This is a genomic window from Microcoleus sp. A2-C3 (assembly GCF_036706065.1).
Classification (GTDB): domain Bacteria; phylum Cyanobacteriota; class Cyanobacteriia; order Cyanobacteriales; family Microcoleaceae; genus Microcoleus.
In genome coordinates this window covers 16,018-34,402 of sequence record NZ_JAUBVX010000038.1, presented here as the reverse complement: position 1 = coordinate 34,402, position 18,385 = coordinate 16,018, and the positions used below count along the sequence as shown (strand labels likewise).

Sequence of the window (18,385 nt, the reverse complement as noted above, 5' to 3'; positions counted from 1 at the left end):
CTTGATTTTTCGGTTAACTACTGACAGTGGACAATGAAAATTGCCAACTGTCAACTGCCAACTGTCAACTGATTTGTCACCGCTTCGGCGAAGGGAACCGGCGCATCAAGCTGCAACCAGTGGCTGGTTTCGGGTATGACGGTGGTGGCAATTTTGGGGCGGAGTAGGTGGAGGCTGAAGGGCCAGGAGTTGGACGGTGCGAGCACTGCTGCGATTCGCGCGCCCGGAGTTGCAAGGATGCGATCGATCGCACCGACAGCATCGTAAGCAAACATACCTTTGTACATACCGACTAGACGATCGCGCGGTGTGGCGTTAAGGCGTGCGATCGTAGTTTCCCGCGTCGCAGAAGTACCGCCTTCGAGGGCTTGGACGAACTTTTCCTCTGCCGCAGCGCGGTAGTCATCGCCCGCTAGCGCTGCGAGGAAGGGAACCATCTGTTCTTGGTATACGGATGGTGGGAGGTAGTTAAAGTCACCGGGGGGATCGGCTAGGATGACGCGGGTGATGCGCGTTGGCGCGCAGTCGGCGGTGGCGAGAACGACGAGGGCGCCGAAGCTGTGCCCGATAAGGGCTACTTGCGGGATATTCAGCGCGTCGAGGACGGCGATGATGTCGGCGGCGCAGCTATCGGGGCTGTAATCGCCATCTGCGGGCGGTTCGGATGCGCCGTGGCCCCGGAGGTCGATCGCCACAATGCGCTGGTTTTGACCGAGATTTGCTCGCAAAAGTGCGATCGTCTCGTCCCAAACTCCGATGTCGTAGGCCATACCATGTACTAACAGGACGGGGATGGCTTGTGGTTCTGCGCCGCTTACTGCGCCCGTGTCGGTGAGATTGAGTCGCCCCGCTGGGCCGGCGACAGTTGTAAGGTGCATAAAATACCTCGACTTCTACAAGGACACAACAATGTTTTGTTCTTCAACAATTTTGACTTCATATTCCGCACCCAACATTCATATATGGGTGCAGGTGGGCTGTGGAAAGTGGGCTACAAAGTCATCGGCGCCACAGGTTCAATCTCTCGATTAAAACCTCCTACCTGATTTGTTCGCAACACCCAGGCTTCCCCACCCTGTTCGAGAAAGGCTTGAGTCACTTCATCGCTTGTCAGACGCGGTAGAATTGTGCGCCAACTCAACAGGCTTCGGCGAATCTTTTGCAGCGGACGATCTTCTAAAGTGCTGCCCAAAACTTCATCTTGATTCTTCCAGTCGGCGCGTGCGGTTCCACAGGGCAACAGCAGCCGTTTTAACTCCTTGCTCAACTGTTCTAACTGATCTAATTTATCTAATTCTTCGGGGTGTTGTTGTTTCGATGCTTCGATATTTGGGAGAGACAGAAGCGATCGAGCAATTTGCCGCATTGCTGCATACAAAGCTTGATTGGAGTCTTGAGTGCAATTGTAGTCAGGCCCAACAAACGTCCCTCCGGTGCCATCGCCAATCCGGTAACGAGCCGCCATGATTTCTAGCTGGTAAATCAATCGGTCGAGTGGCGATCGCTTCGGGCCGTTCTGGGTTTCATACTCGCTCGTGAAAGCATCGAATTCGATTATCGTATCGCAAACCGGGCGCAAACCCAACCAGCCCAACTGTCTGTCCCCCATGTAGCGCGACCAATGCAAACTCCCAGCAATCAGCCCCTCCTTGTTGTGTGTGTAGATTTGGTGATAAACAATGTCAAACCGCAGTTCATTCGCCAGCGGTTCTCGCACGACTGTCGCGAGTCCGTAAGCAAAATGCCCGAAGTAGAGCGGAGTTTTGGTAGCTGGTTCTGCTTTTTTGCCTCCAATCCCACCATAGATGTGAATCAGTAAGGCTCGTTTTCCTTCGTACCAATTGGCTGGGTTTCGATTTGATTTGAAACGAAACAATGCCTTACTGGTTTTTCCCTTCTGAGCTACCAGATTGCTCCAAGTCTCGTGTTTGAGGTAGTGTTTAACTGAAGTTTTCCCTGCAATCTGTCGGTCAGCTTCAACCTGCAACAGACTCCGAGGCGCGATCGCCTGCACGACAAATCGCCCCGATCGATCCGGCGCACCGTAAATATACCATCCAGTTTCATTTAGGGGCGATTTCTCAATGTTTTTGCTGGTGGAGGAAGCAGTCTGATTGCTATTGGCAATTACTGGAGGCAAGCTAACGATTTCTTCAGATCCTGTGAATTGTCGCGAGGCGCGATCGAAGTGAATTACCTCAAACAAATCACCATTCGGCTGAAGCGATCGCACAAATTTGACTAACCCGTAATAACGTCCGGTAATTTGCACTGGTTCGCGAGCAATGGTCAGAATGTTGTTCTGTGCAAATTGTTCCACACCCACGGGTTCTTGCAGCATCACAATTACATCATCGTGAGGATGCGAACCTGCGATCGACTCTAGGGGATTAACTTGTCGCCAGTGATTGAGCCTTGTTGGGTGAACTATGCCTTTTTGTTGGCTGCGTTCAGCTTGAGGACTGAAATGCACGTCTTTCGTCACGGCCCGAACGTAGGCCTGCACCAGGCGATCATCACTAAAGCGCAGGATCGCAACTTGTCCCACAAAATGCTGAAATTCGCCAGGCGCGTGATGAATTTCAAACAACGCGCCTTGAATCGTTTGCCGTTGCTCTTTGGCAGGCAAAATTAATCGCCCCATCCAAGGCGCAATGGGGCGGTAATATTCGGGCGACACAGATTGATCGATCGGATAAAACTCTGGTCGATTGAAAGCCGCTTGCTGGTAGCGTTCGTAGTTACTCAATTTGTCGGAAACGGCTCGATCGGTCTTTTGTGCAGTACCGAACAATATCTCTCCTAATTGCTGCCAGAACTGGCTGAGGGCAGTTTCATAGATCATTTTATAGCAGTTGATTGTTGACAGTTGACAGTTAGTTGACAGTTGACAGTTGACAGTTGACAGTTAGTATAGTACGAGCCTCAAACCGTTTTCGCTCGAGGGTGAGCGTCCTCTCGATCTGGAGGTTATTTATAGAAAATACCTTGAGTGGCGGTTGCTGTCACATTCAAGGTATGTTGTTGCGCTGTCTTCGCTCTTTTCTATAGAAAATAGCGCTACATCGCAACTACCTACCTACAGGTGGCGCGATCGCAAATATGAATCATAATTGGCACGCGGGGCATAAATAATCTGCTCTCCCCCCGCCCCCTATTTTAGTCAACTATCGCCTCATTTAAGCAAGTTTTTCTTAAGTCACATCTTCCTAAATTTGCACATCTTAAATCTGCATTTTTCAAGTTAGCATTGCTTAAATCTGCATAACTCAAATTTGCGCCTCGGAGATTAGCATCTGATAAATTAGCTCCAACTAAATTGGCCCTAACAAGTTGCGCTCCACTCAAATTACTGCCACTCAAATTTGCTCCTGGCATCTCGGCTGATGTTAAATTGGCTTGGCATAAATTAGTGCCACACAGGTCAGATAAATTCAATTTAGCATAACTCAAATCAATCTTTTCTAAGCAAACTTGATCCAATTGAGCGCATCTCAAATTGGCATTAATAAAAAATCTGTCTCCCAGGGCATAACGGCGCAGCAATTCGTCCGCTGCCAAGCGAATTAAAACTGTTTCGGAAGCATTTTGGTAGCACCACGAAGTCTCTAGCAAACTAGCGGCTGCTTCAATTGCTACCTTGTCGGATTTAGGGAGAACCAAACTATTGCAGCCATCCCACTCACCCTTGAGCATAAATGCCATGTCAGAAGCTGCTGCAATTGAGTCGCACAGCAAAACGGTTTCTTGTTTGGGTTGCAGCCAGTTCATTAAACCTATCGAACTATTTTTTTTCACGGTTTGTTCGGGATTTGTTTGTTCTTCTTAATTATAGGTAAAATTATTTTTAATGTGTTGAAACGGTAGGAACGCGACGCGCACCTACCGTTATAGTTCTGCGAATTAGCCCTAGATATCGCAGCAGCCAAAAGGCACTTGTCAGAATCTGACTAATGGCTGATGACTGATGACTAATCTGTTGTACTTACGTGATCGATTCTCTCTAATTGCCAGAGAATTTGGTTCCCCTCGCGGCGGACGCGAGAAACTACCCAGTTGCGCCACACCCAATTGTCTCCGCGGCTGGTGACAGCGCTGGCATTTACATCCATCAAATCAGCCAGTTCAGAACTGGTAATCAAGTAGCCTTTGGTGGCCACTTCATCGGCGATGTGCAAAGTTTCGATCAGATTGCGGAGTTCCTGAACCCTTACCTCGCGGGGCAAGTTCTCCAGGGTATCGGCAGTTGAATCCATCATGGTAGAGTTGGAGATCGGAAGGTCAGAAGTTATGACATAGGATTCTATCGTTTTGTTACCAGTTGCGTCCGTTTCTTCCAAAACAATTGGGTTTTCAAAGCGTAGGGGCGATGCCCCCGTGCTCGCCCCAGCCTCGTCTGCTGTTGGTGGATGCTGTTGCAGTTCGGGAGTGAGATTGTGGGAGAAGTTGCGGGCGATTTCGTCGCACCTGTCGTTGTAGAAGTCGCCGGAGTGGCCACGGACGTGTTCCCAGTTGACTTGCCGGGAATTCAGCTTGTCTAGCAGATGCCAGAGGTCTTGGTTGACGACATCTTTGCCCGTCGAGGTTTTCCAGCCTTTGTTTTTCCAGCCTTGAATCCATTTGGTGATGCCGTTTTTCACGTATTCGCTGTCCGTGTAAAGGGTGACTGGTTCGGTTTGACCGGAATTGGCAAAAAATTCTAATGCAGCGACGGCAGCCTGCATTTCCATGCGGTTGTTGGTGGTTTGAGGGTCTGCACCTCCGAGTTCGTGACAGTTGCCGTCGGCGAAACAAACTACTGAACCCCAGCCGCCAGGGCCTGGATTGCCGGAACAAGCGCCGTCTGTGTACAAGCTTTTGATGGTGGGAGTTGTCATGAGTGAGTTAATTGGTTATTTACGATTATTCAGTTTACTGGTGCGATAATTAAGGAAATTGCGATCGTTTTATTTGCTGCCATGAAAAACGTCAACTTAAAGATTAAAAAGGTCGCGCTATTTATTTGTCCGTTTTCTTTGTTAATTTTTAATACTTTTGCCCAGGCGCAAACAGTTGTGCCTGCTGCTGACGGTACGGGCACGGCTGTCACCCGCACCGGCAACCGCTACGATATCAATGGCGGCAGTTTGTCGGGAGACGGGGCGAATCTTTTTCACAGTTTTGGGCAATTCGGCTTAAATCAAGGTCAAATTGCTAATTTTCTGACTAATTCGGCTATTCAAAATATATTAGCTCGTATTTCTGGCGGGAACCCTTCGCTAATTAATGGTTTGATTACTGTCACGGGCGGCAATTCTAATCTGTTTCTGATTAATCCTGCGGGGATTGTGTTTGGCCCGAATGCGAGTTTGAATGTGCCGGGGGCTTTTACTGCGACTACTGCGACGGGTGTGGGTTTTGGTTCTAATTGGTTTAATGCTGCGGGGACCAATAATTTTAGCGCGTTAGTTGGTGCGCCCAATACTTTTTATTTTGGCGGAAATCAACCGGGAAGTATTGTTAATGCTGGCAATTTGGCTGTGACTCCAGGCCATAATTTATCTTTGTTGGGCGGTACGGTTGTTAGTACGGGGCAGTTGTCGGCACCGGGAGGGCAAATTACTGTTGCTGCGGTTCCGGGCGAGAATGTTTTGCGTATTAGTCAACCGGGACTTTTGTTGAGTTTGGAGATATCAGCGGGCGGGAATTTGGGGAATTCTCCACAAGGTTTAAATCCTGTTTCTTTGCCGCAGTTGCTGACAGGTACGGGGCAAAATCAGGCGACTGGTGTTGTGGTTGCGGATGACGGTAGCGTGCGGCTTGTGGGTTCTGGTTTGCAGGTGAATTCTGGGGATGTGGCGATTGCTGCTGGGAATACGTCTGCGCTGGATCAATTGAATGCGGGAAGTGCGACTATTTCGGCTGCGGGAAATCTGACGTTAGCGGGGACTAGGTTGCAAACTGCGGGGGATTTGAGCTTGCTGGCAGGGGATGCGGTACGGGTTCGCGATCGCGTTGAGAATCCGTTTTTGGCGCGGGCTGGGGGGAATTTAGAGATTAGGGCCGATCGCGCGATCGACATTCTCACCTTAAACGCCACCGGCGGCTTGTCTCTTCCGCCACAATTCCAAAGTGGCGGCAATTTGAGTTTAATCAGCAACGGCGTTATTTCCGGGGATTCTCACTTTGCTTCGAGGGGCAATTTTTTGGTGCGCAATTTGTCAGGAATGCCGGGAAATTTTGTGAGTTTATTTGACCCGATTATCAGTTCCGAAGGAGATGTTTTCTTAGGAGATTATACTGGTGTTTCGCTGAAAGTGGAGGCGAGGGGAAGCATAGTTGCTGAGGATATTACAATTACGGGGCCTGATATTGCATTGGGTAATGAAAATGCGAGTTCCGATCCGGATATTCCTATTTTAACCAGCAGTCCGGCCTTAATTCTGCGGGCGGGAGTCGCAAATCTGGCAAATCCGCTTAATATTTCTCCTAATAGTTTGGCGGACGATGCAGCTTTTAGTTCGGTATCGATTTTTCCCAGAAATTTGATTTCTGTTGAAAATATTTTTGCGGGCGGGCCGGTGATTTTGTCAGCAGCGGGAGATGTGGCAACTAGAGATATTAATGGCGGTAGCATTAGTCTCACAAGTGCCGCAGGGGCTGTGCTAGTTGGGGGCAGATTAACGTCTGGTTCGACTATTAATATTGAAGCTGTTAACAATATTATCTTGACCAGTGACATCTCTCGTGGTGATATCAACGGCAATATTACTCTGAATGCGACTGGGGGTAATATCCTAACGGGTGCGATCGATAGTGGGACGAATGGGGCGATCGCACTTACAGCATTAGGCAATATCAATTTTGGGACTTTGCAGGGTTCTCAAGTTAATGTTACCAGTAACTCCGGCGCTCTGGGAGTGTTGACCGATCCGAATACAATTGTCCCCAATACAACACCCGCCAACGTTACAGCCACCGAGAATCTCACTTTGGCAGCTTCTGGCGACTTAACCGTAGGGAACCTCGCGGGTGCGACTGTCAGCGCTACCAGCAGCAGCGGAAGTGTGACTACGGGTGCGATCGCCAGTACGGGAGATGTCAGAATTGTCGCGGGACAGGAAATTAGCACAGCGCTAATAACCGTTAATCCGACTGCGGCAAATCCAGTTAATCCTGCGATTCCCACAGTCAATTTGGACGCGCAAACTAATATTAACGTGGCATCGATTGATGCTGCCGCCGCCAGCATTGCTTTGAGAGCTTCTAGCGACTTAAATACTGGGAATTTGCAGGGGGCGGCAGTTGATGTTAATAGTGATGGGGGAAATATTGCGATCGGCAATACTGTGTCAACTGGAAATATCAATGTAAGAAGTGCGGGAAATGTGAATTCAGGGGATTTGCGGGGTTTGGGAGTTAATATTAACAGCAGTGCGGGGACGATTGGAGTTACCAGTGCCGCCGCCACCAGCAATGTGAATTTGACAGCTTTGGGCAATATAAATTCAGGAATTTTACAGGGAAGTAATGTTTCAGTTAATAGTAATGCTGGAAGCATTCAGACTGCAAATGTTACTGCAGCTAACGGTGTGACTTTGACAGGATCTGGCGATGTCAATGCTGGAAATTTGAGGGGATTTGCGGTTGATGTTAGCAGCCGTGGGAATGTGAGAATTGGGGATGTTAACGCTGGAGGAAATATCAATTTGGAAGCCGCTCAAAATGTGAATTCTGGAAATTTGCAGGGAGTTATAGTTGATTTAGTTAGCAGCAGGGGAAATGTCAGCACTGGCAATATTAGTGCTTCATCAATTGTGGATATTTTAGCGGGAGGGCAGATCGGAACTGGGGAAATAGATGTTAATCTTTCGGGGCGCGGCCGCAATCCTGCAGTCAATATTAACGCTCAAAATGATATTAGCATTGTATCGGTCTATGCTCCGGGCGCTAAAGTTGATATCGCAACTCCGGGTTTGGTGCGAGTGACTGGTACTTTTGACCAAAACCGCACTGTGAGTGTCTCAACGCTTGGTGGCGATCAACCGGGTACAGTCAGGATCGCCCACGGCGGCGGGGATGTCAATCCGCGGATACCTTTTGCGGTGGGAGATGCGACGGTTAACGGGACTGCTGGGGCGATCGCCAGCAATACTTCGGGTACAATTACTCAGGGACAATCTTTCATCAATTCTTACACTCAAGGTAGTAGTGCGATCGTCACTACAAATCAACCCGGAATAACTCAACCCGGAATAACTCAACCCGGAATAACTCAACCCGGAATAACTCAACCCGGAATAACTCAACCCGGAATAACTCCACCGGGAATAACTCCACCGGGAATAACTCCACCGGGAATAACTCCACCGGGAATAACTCCACCGGGAATAACTCCAAGCGGTAGATTTCCATCAGATAGAAACCGGGTTTTTCCCCAACCAAACGAACCCCTTAACCCCCAACAGCAACGGAACCAAAATAGTCTATCGCGAGATCTAGGAAAACCCGGAGAAACGATGGCGCCGGAAAAAATCCCATCTCTGAGAGGACTGAGAAATTTAATCGGTTCCAATCTCAGAGATTCAGTTATTCAGTCAGCATTTCGCAGTGAAATCGGCAGGAATTTGGATGTCGGTCAAATATCGGCAGCTTTGTCTCTGCTGGACAAATCTTTTAGCCAAGAATTCCGAGAATATTTCGGCATTAACACCACCGACGATTTGCTCTCCCCAGACGAAATCAAGAAAAAGTTAGCATCTGTGGGTGCACAAACGGGCACGAAACCAAGCTTGATTTATCTGTTTTCGCGATCGGAAAAATTAGATTTAGTGTTAGTAAATTCTTGCGGTGGAGTGGTTCACAAAACGGTGTCGGAAGCAAACCGGGAAGAACTGCTGAAAGTTGTAACTGCGTTCAGAAGTGAGATTACTAAGCCAGGGGTGCGGGCTACTACGAGTTATCTGCCATCTGCCCAACAGCTTTATAAGTGGATGATTGCGCCTTTGGACGAGGATTTGAAAAAGTGCGAAACGGATACTATTTCCTTTGTGGTCGATCGGGGTTTGAGAGGAATGCCCTTTGCGGCTTTGCACGACGGAAAGCAATTTTTGGTGGAAAAGTACAGTCTCAGCCTGATGCCGAGTATTAACTTAACAGATATTCGCTACGTGGATATCAGAAATTCTGAAGTTTTAGCAATGGGCGCGTCGGAATTTTCGGAGTTGAATCCTCTACCAGCGGTTCCTGCGGAAATAGCAGCTATTTCGCGTGAGTGGCCGGGAGTTAGTTTTTTGAATGAGGGTTTCACTTTGGAGAATTTGAAACGACAGCATCAAAGCCGGCCTTTTGGGATTATTCACTTAGCTACTCACGGCGAATTTCGTCCGGGTGCACCGAGTAATTCTTTTATTCAGTTGTGGGATAGCCGACTGCGACTGAATCAATTGCCTGATTTGAGCTTGAATAATCCGCAGGTGAATCTATTAGTTTTAAGTGCTTGTCGGACTGCGGTGGGTGATGAAAGTGCGGAGTTGGGTTTTGGGGGATTGGCGCTGCAAGCTGGGGTGCAAACGGCTTTGGGGAGTTTGTGGTATGTTTCGGATGAGGGTACTTTGGGATTGATGAATGAGTTTTACCAGCATTTGAAGACTGCGCCAATTAAGGCGGCGGCGCTGCGAGAAGCGCAAATTGCGATGTTGCGGGGTGATGTGCGTTTGGAGGGCGGGAAGTTGCGGGGTTCGAGTCGGGGTGAAGGAGTGGAGTTGCCGCAATCTTTGCAGGGATTTGCTAATTTGAAGTTGTCGCATCCTTATTATTGGTCGTCTTTTGTGATGATTGGAAGTCCTTGGTGATTGGTAATCGGTAATGAAAGAAAAAGGTAATTGACAATAACCGCAAAGCTCGCGGCTTAAAAGCTGGTGCCGTGCCAATTATTCATTACCCATTACCCATTAGCACACATACCTCATTTATCTGAGAAAGGCTATATATTGTCAAGCCTTCAAATCAGAAAACCAAATAGAAACCTCAGCATCTGGATTTTCTGGCAGCCGAGTCCATCCAGTTGATTGGGCAAATCTCTGCTTGACTAGCGCCAGTTGATTTTCATTTTGCTCCAAAGCCTTAGATACAACAAGTATGACTCTCAAATCTTGTGCTGTTGTAATTTTCATCTGAGCTTCTTCACTGTCAACTATTGGGAGTGTGAGGATTCTGTGTCTCATTTCCAGCCACGAAGCAAAACGCAATTCATCGCTATCTTTAGTTAAAACTACAACATCTTTAGGTGATTTAACAGCAGAATTTATCTGACTAACTACCGATTTAACATTTATTTTTGACAAGATATCGACATAGATAAAATTCTCTGTTGTTACGTAATTTTTCCGCAACATTATAGCCTCAGCCCAATCACCTATATAATTGAGCGGGGGCAGCAATACAAAGAACACCAATAAAATAGACAATATAATTTTTGAAAGGATAGATTTTTCCCGATTGGAAATCCAGTAAAGGTAGGAAGAAATAACAAAAAAGACAGTAAGTATAAAGAAAGGATTACTATAACGACCGATGCCTGCCATTAATAGATTGATTCCAGTTTTATAAGATATATATGCAATGAATATAAAAGGAATCGCGGAAAGGCAGCCCCAAAGAATAATAAGTTTTTTATTGTATATATTTTTTCGAGCGCAGTCTGCAACAAACCAAAAAGCTGCTAAGGTTCCTGCTAGACCTACAAATATTTTAAAGGTTTCTGTTTTTCCTGAAATATCTAAACCAAATAACTGTTTAACAATTATGCTTGTAGAGGTCAACAGCCTGCCTTGAGTAAAAATTTCTGAATTGAATAGACCTAAACCTGGAGCTGCTATTAAACTCAATAAAAAACGCATTCCTCTTGTAGAAGGCGATGCCACAGGAATAGCAGCTTCAAATTGGTCTACAGCACTATTGACTCCAGAAAGTGAATGGTGAATAGCACTCAGACCAATTACTGGCAAAAGGGTGAATATCGTACAAACTGCTAACAGGATAAAACGGTTTTTAAAGGTATATTGTTTGCTGAAAAACCATAAAAATACAGCTAGATATGCAAGAATTCCTAGAGAAACTAAAAAAGCAGAGTATTTTAACCAGTAAATTCCTCCTAAAAGTAGACCTAGTAGAGCTGCATGAACTAAAAAGCGACTGTCAAATTTATTACCTGAGTCTAAAATTGAGCACAGATACATTGCGTACAGTAATACCCAAGGCATGACTGCCCAAGGAATCACATCTCCTGCTGTACAAACCAATAATGAGCCAATTTCTATATAATAGATAGATAACAGGACAGCTATAATTATTTTGATTTTCTGGTCAGAGGTGAGAGTATCTATTACCTTTATCCACCCCAAGCTGCCTGAAACAAACAACAAGTATGCGGTTGTTCTGACTGCAATTCCTAAAGGCAATCCGAGGGCGATTAAAGGTAAAAATGCGAAGGTAACGCCTGGAGCGTGCCAGACTATCCAGGTTTGTATATCTTGGGATATATCTTTGGGATTTACGGTAACAACTGAGTTGATTAAACTAGATCCTCCGCTCAACCACTGGTTAATTCCTTTGATTTGAGGGAGGGGATCGAATTCTATTCGGTAAGGAAATACTGAGGCGATCGCAAAAAAGAAAGTGACAAGAAATAGAAATATTAAATATGGCGCTAATTGCTGATAGCGAGAATTTGTTAAATTCATATTACAGTTTTAGTTAGGGAAACTATAAAGTATAAGTCAATACGGTTGACCGAAGAATAATCTGAATTGCAAAAAAGGCTTGTATTGCCTATAAAATCGTAAGATGAAGTTTATCAAAAAACCTTAAGTCAATTGTATTCAACTATAAGTCACCTGTCTAAAAACTGGTAATAAATGTGATGTTTCTTAATAGTTATTGAAATTTGGGCTGGTAGGTATGTTCGCCAGCAACAGGTGGGAGTGTTGGGGGGGCGATCGCAGGATGATTAGACGATCCGATCGCCCTTGTTGTAAATCAATAATTTTTTGGGAAAGGTCGATCGCCCGTATCTTCACAATTAGTCGGTGCGATCGACCTTTTTGCCTATTTTTTCGGTTTTGTGCGCCACCAGGTGATGCCGGCTGCGAAAAGGGCGATCGCGAAACTCAATAAAAATGAGAATGCAAAGGGATGCAGGTGCATTACAACTGGGATTTGATGGTTTTGGACTGTCTCGAAGAGTTTGTCTGTACCGCTGGATGCTGCGATACCGCCTGCTGCTAAACCTACGCCGATCGCCTGTACTTTGCTTTCTAGGCGATCGTCCCGATCTTTCTCTCCGAGTTCGCTGTTGCGGAGTGCGATCTGGTTTGTGCGATCGTTCTTGGCTTGTTCTATTTCTACTATGCCGCGGATTGAGGCGATCGCCTGTTCGATTAGGTCTGTCCCGTGGCGGAAGTATCCTAAATCTCCTGCAATTTGCGATCGGAAATAAGGAGCGGTTTTTATACTGAAATTATTTAATATAGATAGTTCTTCCTTATCTATTTTTATACTGACACCATTTAATATAGATGGTTCTTCCTTATCGGTTTCTAGTATATCACAAATTGTCTGCAAAAAGTCAGTGTAATTATTAAGATTTATCGCAATACAATTATCATAATCTTCAAGTTTTCGCAGCAGGCGAGTATATGACAAGCCTTTGCGGAGGAGAACTTTTAGCTGTTCCTTAAAACTCTGCAATTTTTCCGGTGCCAATGAACTGAAACCTTGGGTGAGTTGCTGCTGGAGATACTCTATATCGTCCTCTATTTCGGCGTATTCGCGATCGAGTTCATGGTAAACTTTGCGGCTGTCTTGAAAAGCTTTGATGATTTTGTTGCGGTGAAAAAACAAATCTAGTATTTCTTCCTGGCAAGTATTAAAATCCTTGTCGGCTTGTTTGTCGGCTAGCAGCCAGACAAGCAAGTGGCGGTAATTCGCAATATCGGCAATTGAACCGTATTCAAAAATTGGACTACCGAATAATTTACCGGAACGGTAGAATGGAGGTAGTGAATCACCTTGGAATAAAGCATTGCGGCATTCATCGGCGAGGGATTTTAGGAGTTTTAAATTATCCGATGAGTTTTCTGGAAGCCATGCGGTGATGAGGAGAGTTTGACCTAAAAAGTTGTCATCGCCGTTGATAAGTAAGGCTTGATTTGGGTTAAATTTCTTGATTAAATCGACATCTACATTATCAGCCGTGCCGTCTTCCGGGCAACCGATATTTAAGCAGAAAGCATAGCTATCTTGAATTTGTAGCGGCTGGACAAAACCTTCTAGGGGTGGATTGCTGTTGAATCCTAGGAGGACATTTGGCAGCAAATCGTTGCGGTTGCTGTGAGACTTTTGGGGGAAAACTAGATTGGGCGTTACTGTTTCATCGGTGAAGTTGGCGAGGATGTTGTCGCAGTGTTTCCACAGAAGATTATTGCTGCCCTTACTGTCATTGTGCAGTTGGAAAGCGTATAAATAAACATTGGGGGCAGAAATTTTATCACTCATATTATATTGGCGTGGTGGCTAGGATTTGGGAATTCGTTTTTTTAGATTTTCGGGTAATTCTGGGTAGCGATTTGATAGTCTTTCGTTTTGTCCTTCTGTTTTCGTGGCTTGGGGTTTGATTTTTCTAGCCATTAAATTGATCTCATCTGTTATTTTAGGATAGTCTTGACACCAGTTACCAATGGCATCTGCTACTTCCTTGTTTGATGAATCCGCCATCTGGGATATCGTGTTGCTGAGATTTGCTAAAGCGTCAGCCGCCCCGAATTGTTCAAATACTTCGGGCTTGGTTTCAAAGACTGCTAGGAAACCAGAAATAAATTGTTCATCTGTCATGGCCAATTTCTCCTTGAATTATAGTAATGTTATCATTTCCTAAATTTAGCACTAAGGTCAAAGAAACCGGGTTTCTCTGAGAAATCTCAAGTGGAACCGAAAATCTCGGTAGAAACCCGGTTTCTGAATCCCCGCGACAATTCAGCGCCAAGAAACCCGGTTTCTACGAGAAAACTCAAGTGGAACCGAAAATCTCGGAAGAAACCCGGTTTCTGAATCCCCGCGACAATTCAGCGCCAAGAAACCGGGTTTCTACGAGAAAACTCAAGTGGAACCGAAAATCTCGGAAGAAACCCGGTTTCTGAATCCCCGCGACAATTCAGCGCCAAGAAACCCGGTTTCTGATACCAACGCTTATTGTCCAACCGCGCAGAAAGGCGCCCAATACATAGGAGATTGGTAAGGTTGATAATCCTGTTTGTAACCGCGACTGTATTTGCTTTGAATTTTCTCCTTGTGTTCGCTACTCAGCAACTCCGAGGCTGCTGTCCATTTTAGCAAATCTCCTACGCTTAAATCCCGCAGCCACAACTGAGACTCGCGCAAAGCGATAGACACAGCAGGCCGACTTTTTGAACCCAAAAGTTCATAAAATTTTATCATTAAAATGGCGGTAGATACGTCATTTACAGCCCACAAAGTGCTGAGTACACTCGTCGCCCCGGCATAGAAAAAACCGCTAGTCAATCCGATATACTCATCTGTAGTATTCCTAGCATCGGTTAACGCTGTTTCGCAGGCAGAAAGGGCTACTAAACGGCACTTACTTAACTGCAAATCGAAGATTTCTGTCAGTGTCAGGCATTCTGCGATGTCGAAGGTTTCGCCTCGGCGGGAACGAATATAACGCTTTTCTTCGGAGGGAACCCCCCCCAGCCCCCCCTTGCTAAGGGGGGGAGTTTGATTACCTTCTGTTTCCTCACTAACCAATGGGAAATCATCTCCTGTCTCCCCCCTTACCAAGGGGGGATTAAGGGGGGTTATCTTTGCGCCGGCTAGGATTAATGCGGATTTTTCGGGATTGAGAAAGTCGAAGAAGCCGTGACAGGAAAAGTGGGCGATATCGGCATTTTGCAAGCTGGCAAGTTGTTGTTGCAATCCTGTTTTGCTGGCGTTTTGCCGACTCAATACTTCGGCGGGATTGAAGGATTTGGCAATGGCTTCGACTTCGATGTCGGTGAAGTCTAAATCTTCTGTGGGGTTTTGGATGGCAAAAAATTTGCGGGGTGATGTGTCTTCCGCTGTCAGATTTTTCCGCTGAGATAATTGCAAAAGTTGGCAACTGGGAGTGTATCTCACGCCGCCTGGGAAAAGTTCGAGAAGACATCCAGTTTCTACGGTTTTGTCGGCTTTTTCTCGGCTGCTGGTGAGGGCGTGTAGGGGGAATAGGTGCAAGTATCGGAAGGGAACTAAGATTAATTTTTGGCAGTTTTCGGGGAGGCGAGTAATTATTTCGTCGATGTGCAGAATCTGGGCTAATTTTTCCAGGCGGCTGTCTAGTTGGTTTTTCCAGTTGTCGTATTTTTCCTCGTCTTTGATGTCATCGAGATATTCCTGTTGTAACTCTTGTAATGCTTGCAAGTCTTGATAGGAAGATTGCCAGACATCCGGTTGAGGAGAGTCGCGGGTAATAATGAAAACTTTAAAGCCCTTTTTGGTAATGTACCATTCTAAAATTGCTTCGTTTTCTGCTAGCAGGCTGCGAATTTCTGCAAAACTAATTCGCTGTACTTGGCTGGGGAGGCTGCGGACTTTGTGAAACAATTCTACGAGGTTTCTGGTTTTGCTGCGTTCGACGTATTCTAGGGCGGCTGTGGAGTTTTTCATGTCTAGGCAAACTTCTACCATTGACTGATAAAGTACATTCCATTCTTCGGCTAATTTCTGTCTGTCTGCTTCGCCGCCGATAATGATTTCACTCCGCATTAATTCGACTGTCTCGATGGCAGAGTTAAAGGTATTGTATGCTTCTGGGAGTTGGGATTTTTGCTGGTAGGTAACTCCAAGGCAATATAAGGTGTAAGCATTGTCTATGGGAAATGCGTCGCGGGTGCGAATTTTTAAAGCTAATTGATAAGCTGCGATCGCCCGTTCGAGATTATCGGCTTTTTCGTCTCTGATTCTGCATAGGTACGCCATCCCCAAATTATTTTGACTCCTTGCCCAGTCTTCGGGAAATGCCTCGCGGGTGTAAATTTCCAAGGATGCCTCACAAGCTGCGATCGCGCCTTCGAGATTATCGGCTTTTTCGCCTCTGATTCTGTTGAGGTAAGCAAGCCCCAAATTATTTTGACTTCTTGCCCATTCAAAGGGAAATGCGTCGCGGGTGTAAATCTCCAATGATGCCTTAAAAGCTGCGATCGCCAGTTCGAGATTATCGGCTTTTTCCCCTCTGATTCTGTTGTGGTACGCATTCGCCAAATTATTTTGACACGTTGCCCATTCAAAGGGAAATGCGTCGCTGGTGTAAATCTTCAAGGATGCCTCAAAAGCTGCGATCGCTTGTTCCAGATTCTCGGCTTTTTCCCCTCTGATTCTGTAGAGGTACGCACTCGCCAAATTATTTTGACACGCTGCCCATTCAAAGGGAAATGCGTCGCGGGTGTAAATCTCCAAAGATGCCTCAAAAGCTGCGATCGCTTGTTCCAGATTCTCGGCTTTTTCCCCTCTGATTCTGTAGAGGTAGAAAGTTCCCAGAAAGAATTGAAACATTGCCCACTTTTCCCGGTCAGCTTCGCGGGTGACGACAGTTAATGCTATCTCCACACAAGCAATACCAACCTCTAAATTACTTGCCCGACTGCCTTGACGCAACTTATAAAAACTTATACCCAAATTGCATAAAATATCAGCACGATTGTATGCTTGTTCTGCATCCAAAGTTGGCATAATTTCAGTTGCCCACTCTCGCAAATATTGGGCAAAACCATCATCTATTAATTCTAGGTTAGCTTCCAGGATCTCAATTTTTTCCTCGCTGGGACAGGTGACGAGAGATTCAATCAGATTTTGATAAGCTTCGCGGCGCGCTTCGTTCATTGCTTACAACCCATGTTTTTAGAATTTTACATTCTTTGTCGGGGAAAAACAAGGGGGAAACCCGACTTTCTAAATCGTCTGGAGTATATGTAGGGTGTGTCGCCATCGACAATCTCTAAAAAAGAGTAAAAATCTCATAGCGACGCATCTTACAATTATCGTGTAGGCTGGTGCGTCGCTATGAAATTGTCGATTTTTTTTAGGGATTTTTAAGGGCGACACACCCTACAATTATCCTGTAGGGTGTGTCGCTATCGACAATCTATGAAAAAGACTAAAAATCTCATAGCGACGCACCTTGCAATTATCGTGTAGGCTGGTGCGTCGCTATGAAATTGTCGATTTTTTTCGGGATTTTTAGTGGCGACACACCCTACAATTATCCTGTAGGGTGTGGATACATCGACAATCTCTAAAAAAGAGTAAAAATCTCATAGCGACGCACCTTACAATTATCGTGTAGGCTGGTGCGTCGCTATGAAATTGTCGATTTTTTTCAGGGATTTTGAAGGGCGACACACCCTACAATTTTTTGTATTTCACAACTTACGCACGGGGGGCCAGAAACCTGGTTTTTTCCGAAAATCTTTTGCTGTAGTCCACATATCGAGTAAAAAACCCGGTTTCTTATACCATTTTTCTAAAATCGTGCAACACTCTTCGACCCCCCCTAGCCCCCCCTTGCAAAGGGGGGGGACAAGAATACTGTTGCATTATTTGTTAAAATTGGTATTAGATGGTGGTGCATCCAGGAATAATTTTGTAATAGCAATTATGCAACATCTTGTTATTACAAAAATATTGGTTTGTTTGGACTGTGTAGGGTGGTGCGTCGCTATAAGATTGTCGATTATTTTTAGGGATTTTGAAGGGCGACACACCCTACAAAATTTTATGTTTGATTGGCATAGTCCTTCGCCGGAGACGGCAGTGCCGTTTCCCTACGGGCGCGCTTTCAGCATTAAGTCGCCATACAGATGCTCGAATTGATCTCGCAACTGGGTTAAAATAGTCTGGAGCTTATCGTTGACGTTCATATTCGTTGTCATAGAGGGTTGAAGGGCGATCGCACTTGTCAATCTAAATCCAGAGTATAATCTAATATGCTTGGGTTAAAATTATCCGGTCAGTAAAATGATGTGAAAAATAGACACTGCGATTGCTTCGCTAAGACGCTCGCAATGACAAACAAATATTAAGCTAAGTATATTGTAGTATAGTCTAAATGCACAAAGGGCGATCGGTTTAAACCCCCCACTCTTCAACCCGCGGAGGCGGGTTTCGTCTGTGTAGACGCGGTTTCAACCGCCGTCAAAACCGCCGTCAAAACCCCCTCCACTCTTCAACCCGCGGAGGCGGGTTTCGTCTGTGTAGACGCGGTTTCAACCGCCGTCAAAACCGCCGAAAAACCCCCCCACTCTTCAACCCGCGGAGGCGGGTTTCGTCTGTGTAGACGCGGTTTCAACCGCCGTCA

The 18,385-nt window shown here is 45.9% G+C and carries 9 protein-coding genes; 1 reads left to right on the top strand and 8 read right to left on the bottom strand.

What is annotated here, in order from left to right:
* Positions 1 to 50 precede the first annotated feature (50 nt).
* From QUB66_RS20195 to rnhA, 4 genes are all read right to left on the bottom strand, one after another.
* Positions 51 to 878, bottom strand: coding sequence for an alpha/beta fold hydrolase (locus tag QUB66_RS20195; RefSeq protein ID WP_265235522.1), 828 nt, complete (start codon positions 876 to 878; stop codon positions 51 to 53).
* Between the two features lie 113 nt (positions 879 to 991).
* Positions 992 to 2,845 (bottom strand): abortive infection protein, encoded by a 1,854-nt coding sequence (locus QUB66_RS20190; RefSeq protein ID WP_332969502.1) that lies wholly within the window; start codon positions 2,843 to 2,845, stop codon positions 992 to 994.
* A gap of 314 nt (positions 2,846 to 3,159) precedes the next feature.
* Positions 3,160 to 3,771 (bottom strand): pentapeptide repeat-containing protein, encoded by a 612-nt coding sequence (locus QUB66_RS20185; RefSeq protein WP_332969501.1) that lies wholly within the window; start codon positions 3,769 to 3,771, stop codon positions 3,160 to 3,162.
* 200 nt (positions 3,772 to 3,971) lie between these two features.
* A complete protein-coding gene (rnhA, locus tag QUB66_RS20180; protein WP_265235519.1) occupies positions 3,972 to 4,877 on the bottom strand; it encodes a ribonuclease HI in 906 nt (301 codons plus the stop codon).
* A gap of 81 nt (positions 4,878 to 4,958) precedes the next feature.
* Here rnhA and QUB66_RS20175 point away from each other — a divergent pair, with 81 nt between their 5' ends.
* Complete coding sequence (locus tag QUB66_RS20175; RefSeq protein WP_332971263.1) at positions 4,959 to 9,833, top strand: CHAT domain-containing protein; 4,875 nt, start codon at positions 4,959 to 4,961, stop codon at positions 9,831 to 9,833.
* Between the two features lie 141 nt (positions 9,834 to 9,974).
* Here QUB66_RS20175 and QUB66_RS20170 read toward each other — a convergent pair whose 3' ends face one another.
* From QUB66_RS20170 to QUB66_RS20155, 4 genes are all read right to left on the bottom strand, one after another.
* Positions 9,975 to 11,723, bottom strand: coding sequence for a hypothetical protein (locus QUB66_RS20170; RefSeq protein WP_332969496.1), 1,749 nt, complete (start codon positions 11,721 to 11,723; stop codon positions 9,975 to 9,977).
* A gap of 364 nt (positions 11,724 to 12,087) precedes the next feature.
* Entirely contained in the window at positions 12,088 to 13,536 is a 1,449-nt protein-coding gene (locus QUB66_RS20165) for a hypothetical protein (protein ID WP_332969494.1), read from the bottom strand.
* An 18-nt stretch (positions 13,537 to 13,554) separates the two neighbouring features.
* The gene (locus tag QUB66_RS20160) at positions 13,555 to 13,872 is read right to left on the bottom strand and encodes a hypothetical protein (protein WP_332969492.1); all 318 of its coding nucleotides are present in this window, start codon (positions 13,870 to 13,872) and stop codon (positions 13,555 to 13,557) included.
* 354 nt (positions 13,873 to 14,226) lie between these two features.
* Complete coding sequence (locus QUB66_RS20155; RefSeq protein WP_332969491.1) at positions 14,227 to 16,911, bottom strand: CHAT domain-containing protein; 2,685 nt, start codon at positions 16,909 to 16,911, stop codon at positions 14,227 to 14,229.
* Between the last annotated feature and the right edge of the window lie 1,474 nt (positions 16,912 to 18,385).

Coding starts and splice junctions, on each gene's coding strand:
- QUB66_RS20155 (WP_332969491.1), bottom strand. CDS start 16,911: ATGAACGAAGCGCGCCGCGAAGCTTATCAAAATCTGATTGAATCTCTC.
- QUB66_RS20195 (WP_265235522.1), bottom strand. CDS start 878: ATGCACCTTACAACTGTCGCCGGCCCAGCGGGGCGACTCAATCTCACC.
- QUB66_RS20165 (WP_332969494.1), bottom strand. CDS start 13,536: ATGAGTGATAAAATTTCTGCCCCCAATGTTTATTTATACGCTTTCCAA.
- QUB66_RS20190 (WP_332969502.1), bottom strand. CDS start 2,845: ATGATCTATGAAACTGCCCTCAGCCAGTTCTGGCAGCAATTAGGAGAG.
- QUB66_RS20175 (WP_332971263.1), top strand. CDS start 4,959: ATGAAAAACGTCAACTTAAAGATTAAAAAGGTCGCGCTATTTATTTGT.
- rnhA (WP_265235519.1), bottom strand. CDS start 4,877: ATGACAACTCCCACCATCAAAAGCTTGTACACAGACGGCGCTTGTTCC.
- QUB66_RS20170 (WP_332969496.1), bottom strand. CDS start 11,723: ATGAATTTAACAAATTCTCGCTATCAGCAATTAGCGCCATATTTAATA.
- QUB66_RS20185 (WP_332969501.1), bottom strand. CDS start 3,771: ATGAACTGGCTGCAACCCAAACAAGAAACCGTTTTGCTGTGCGACTCA.
- QUB66_RS20160 (WP_332969492.1), bottom strand. CDS start 13,872: ATGACAGATGAACAATTTATTTCTGGTTTCCTAGCAGTCTTTGAAACC.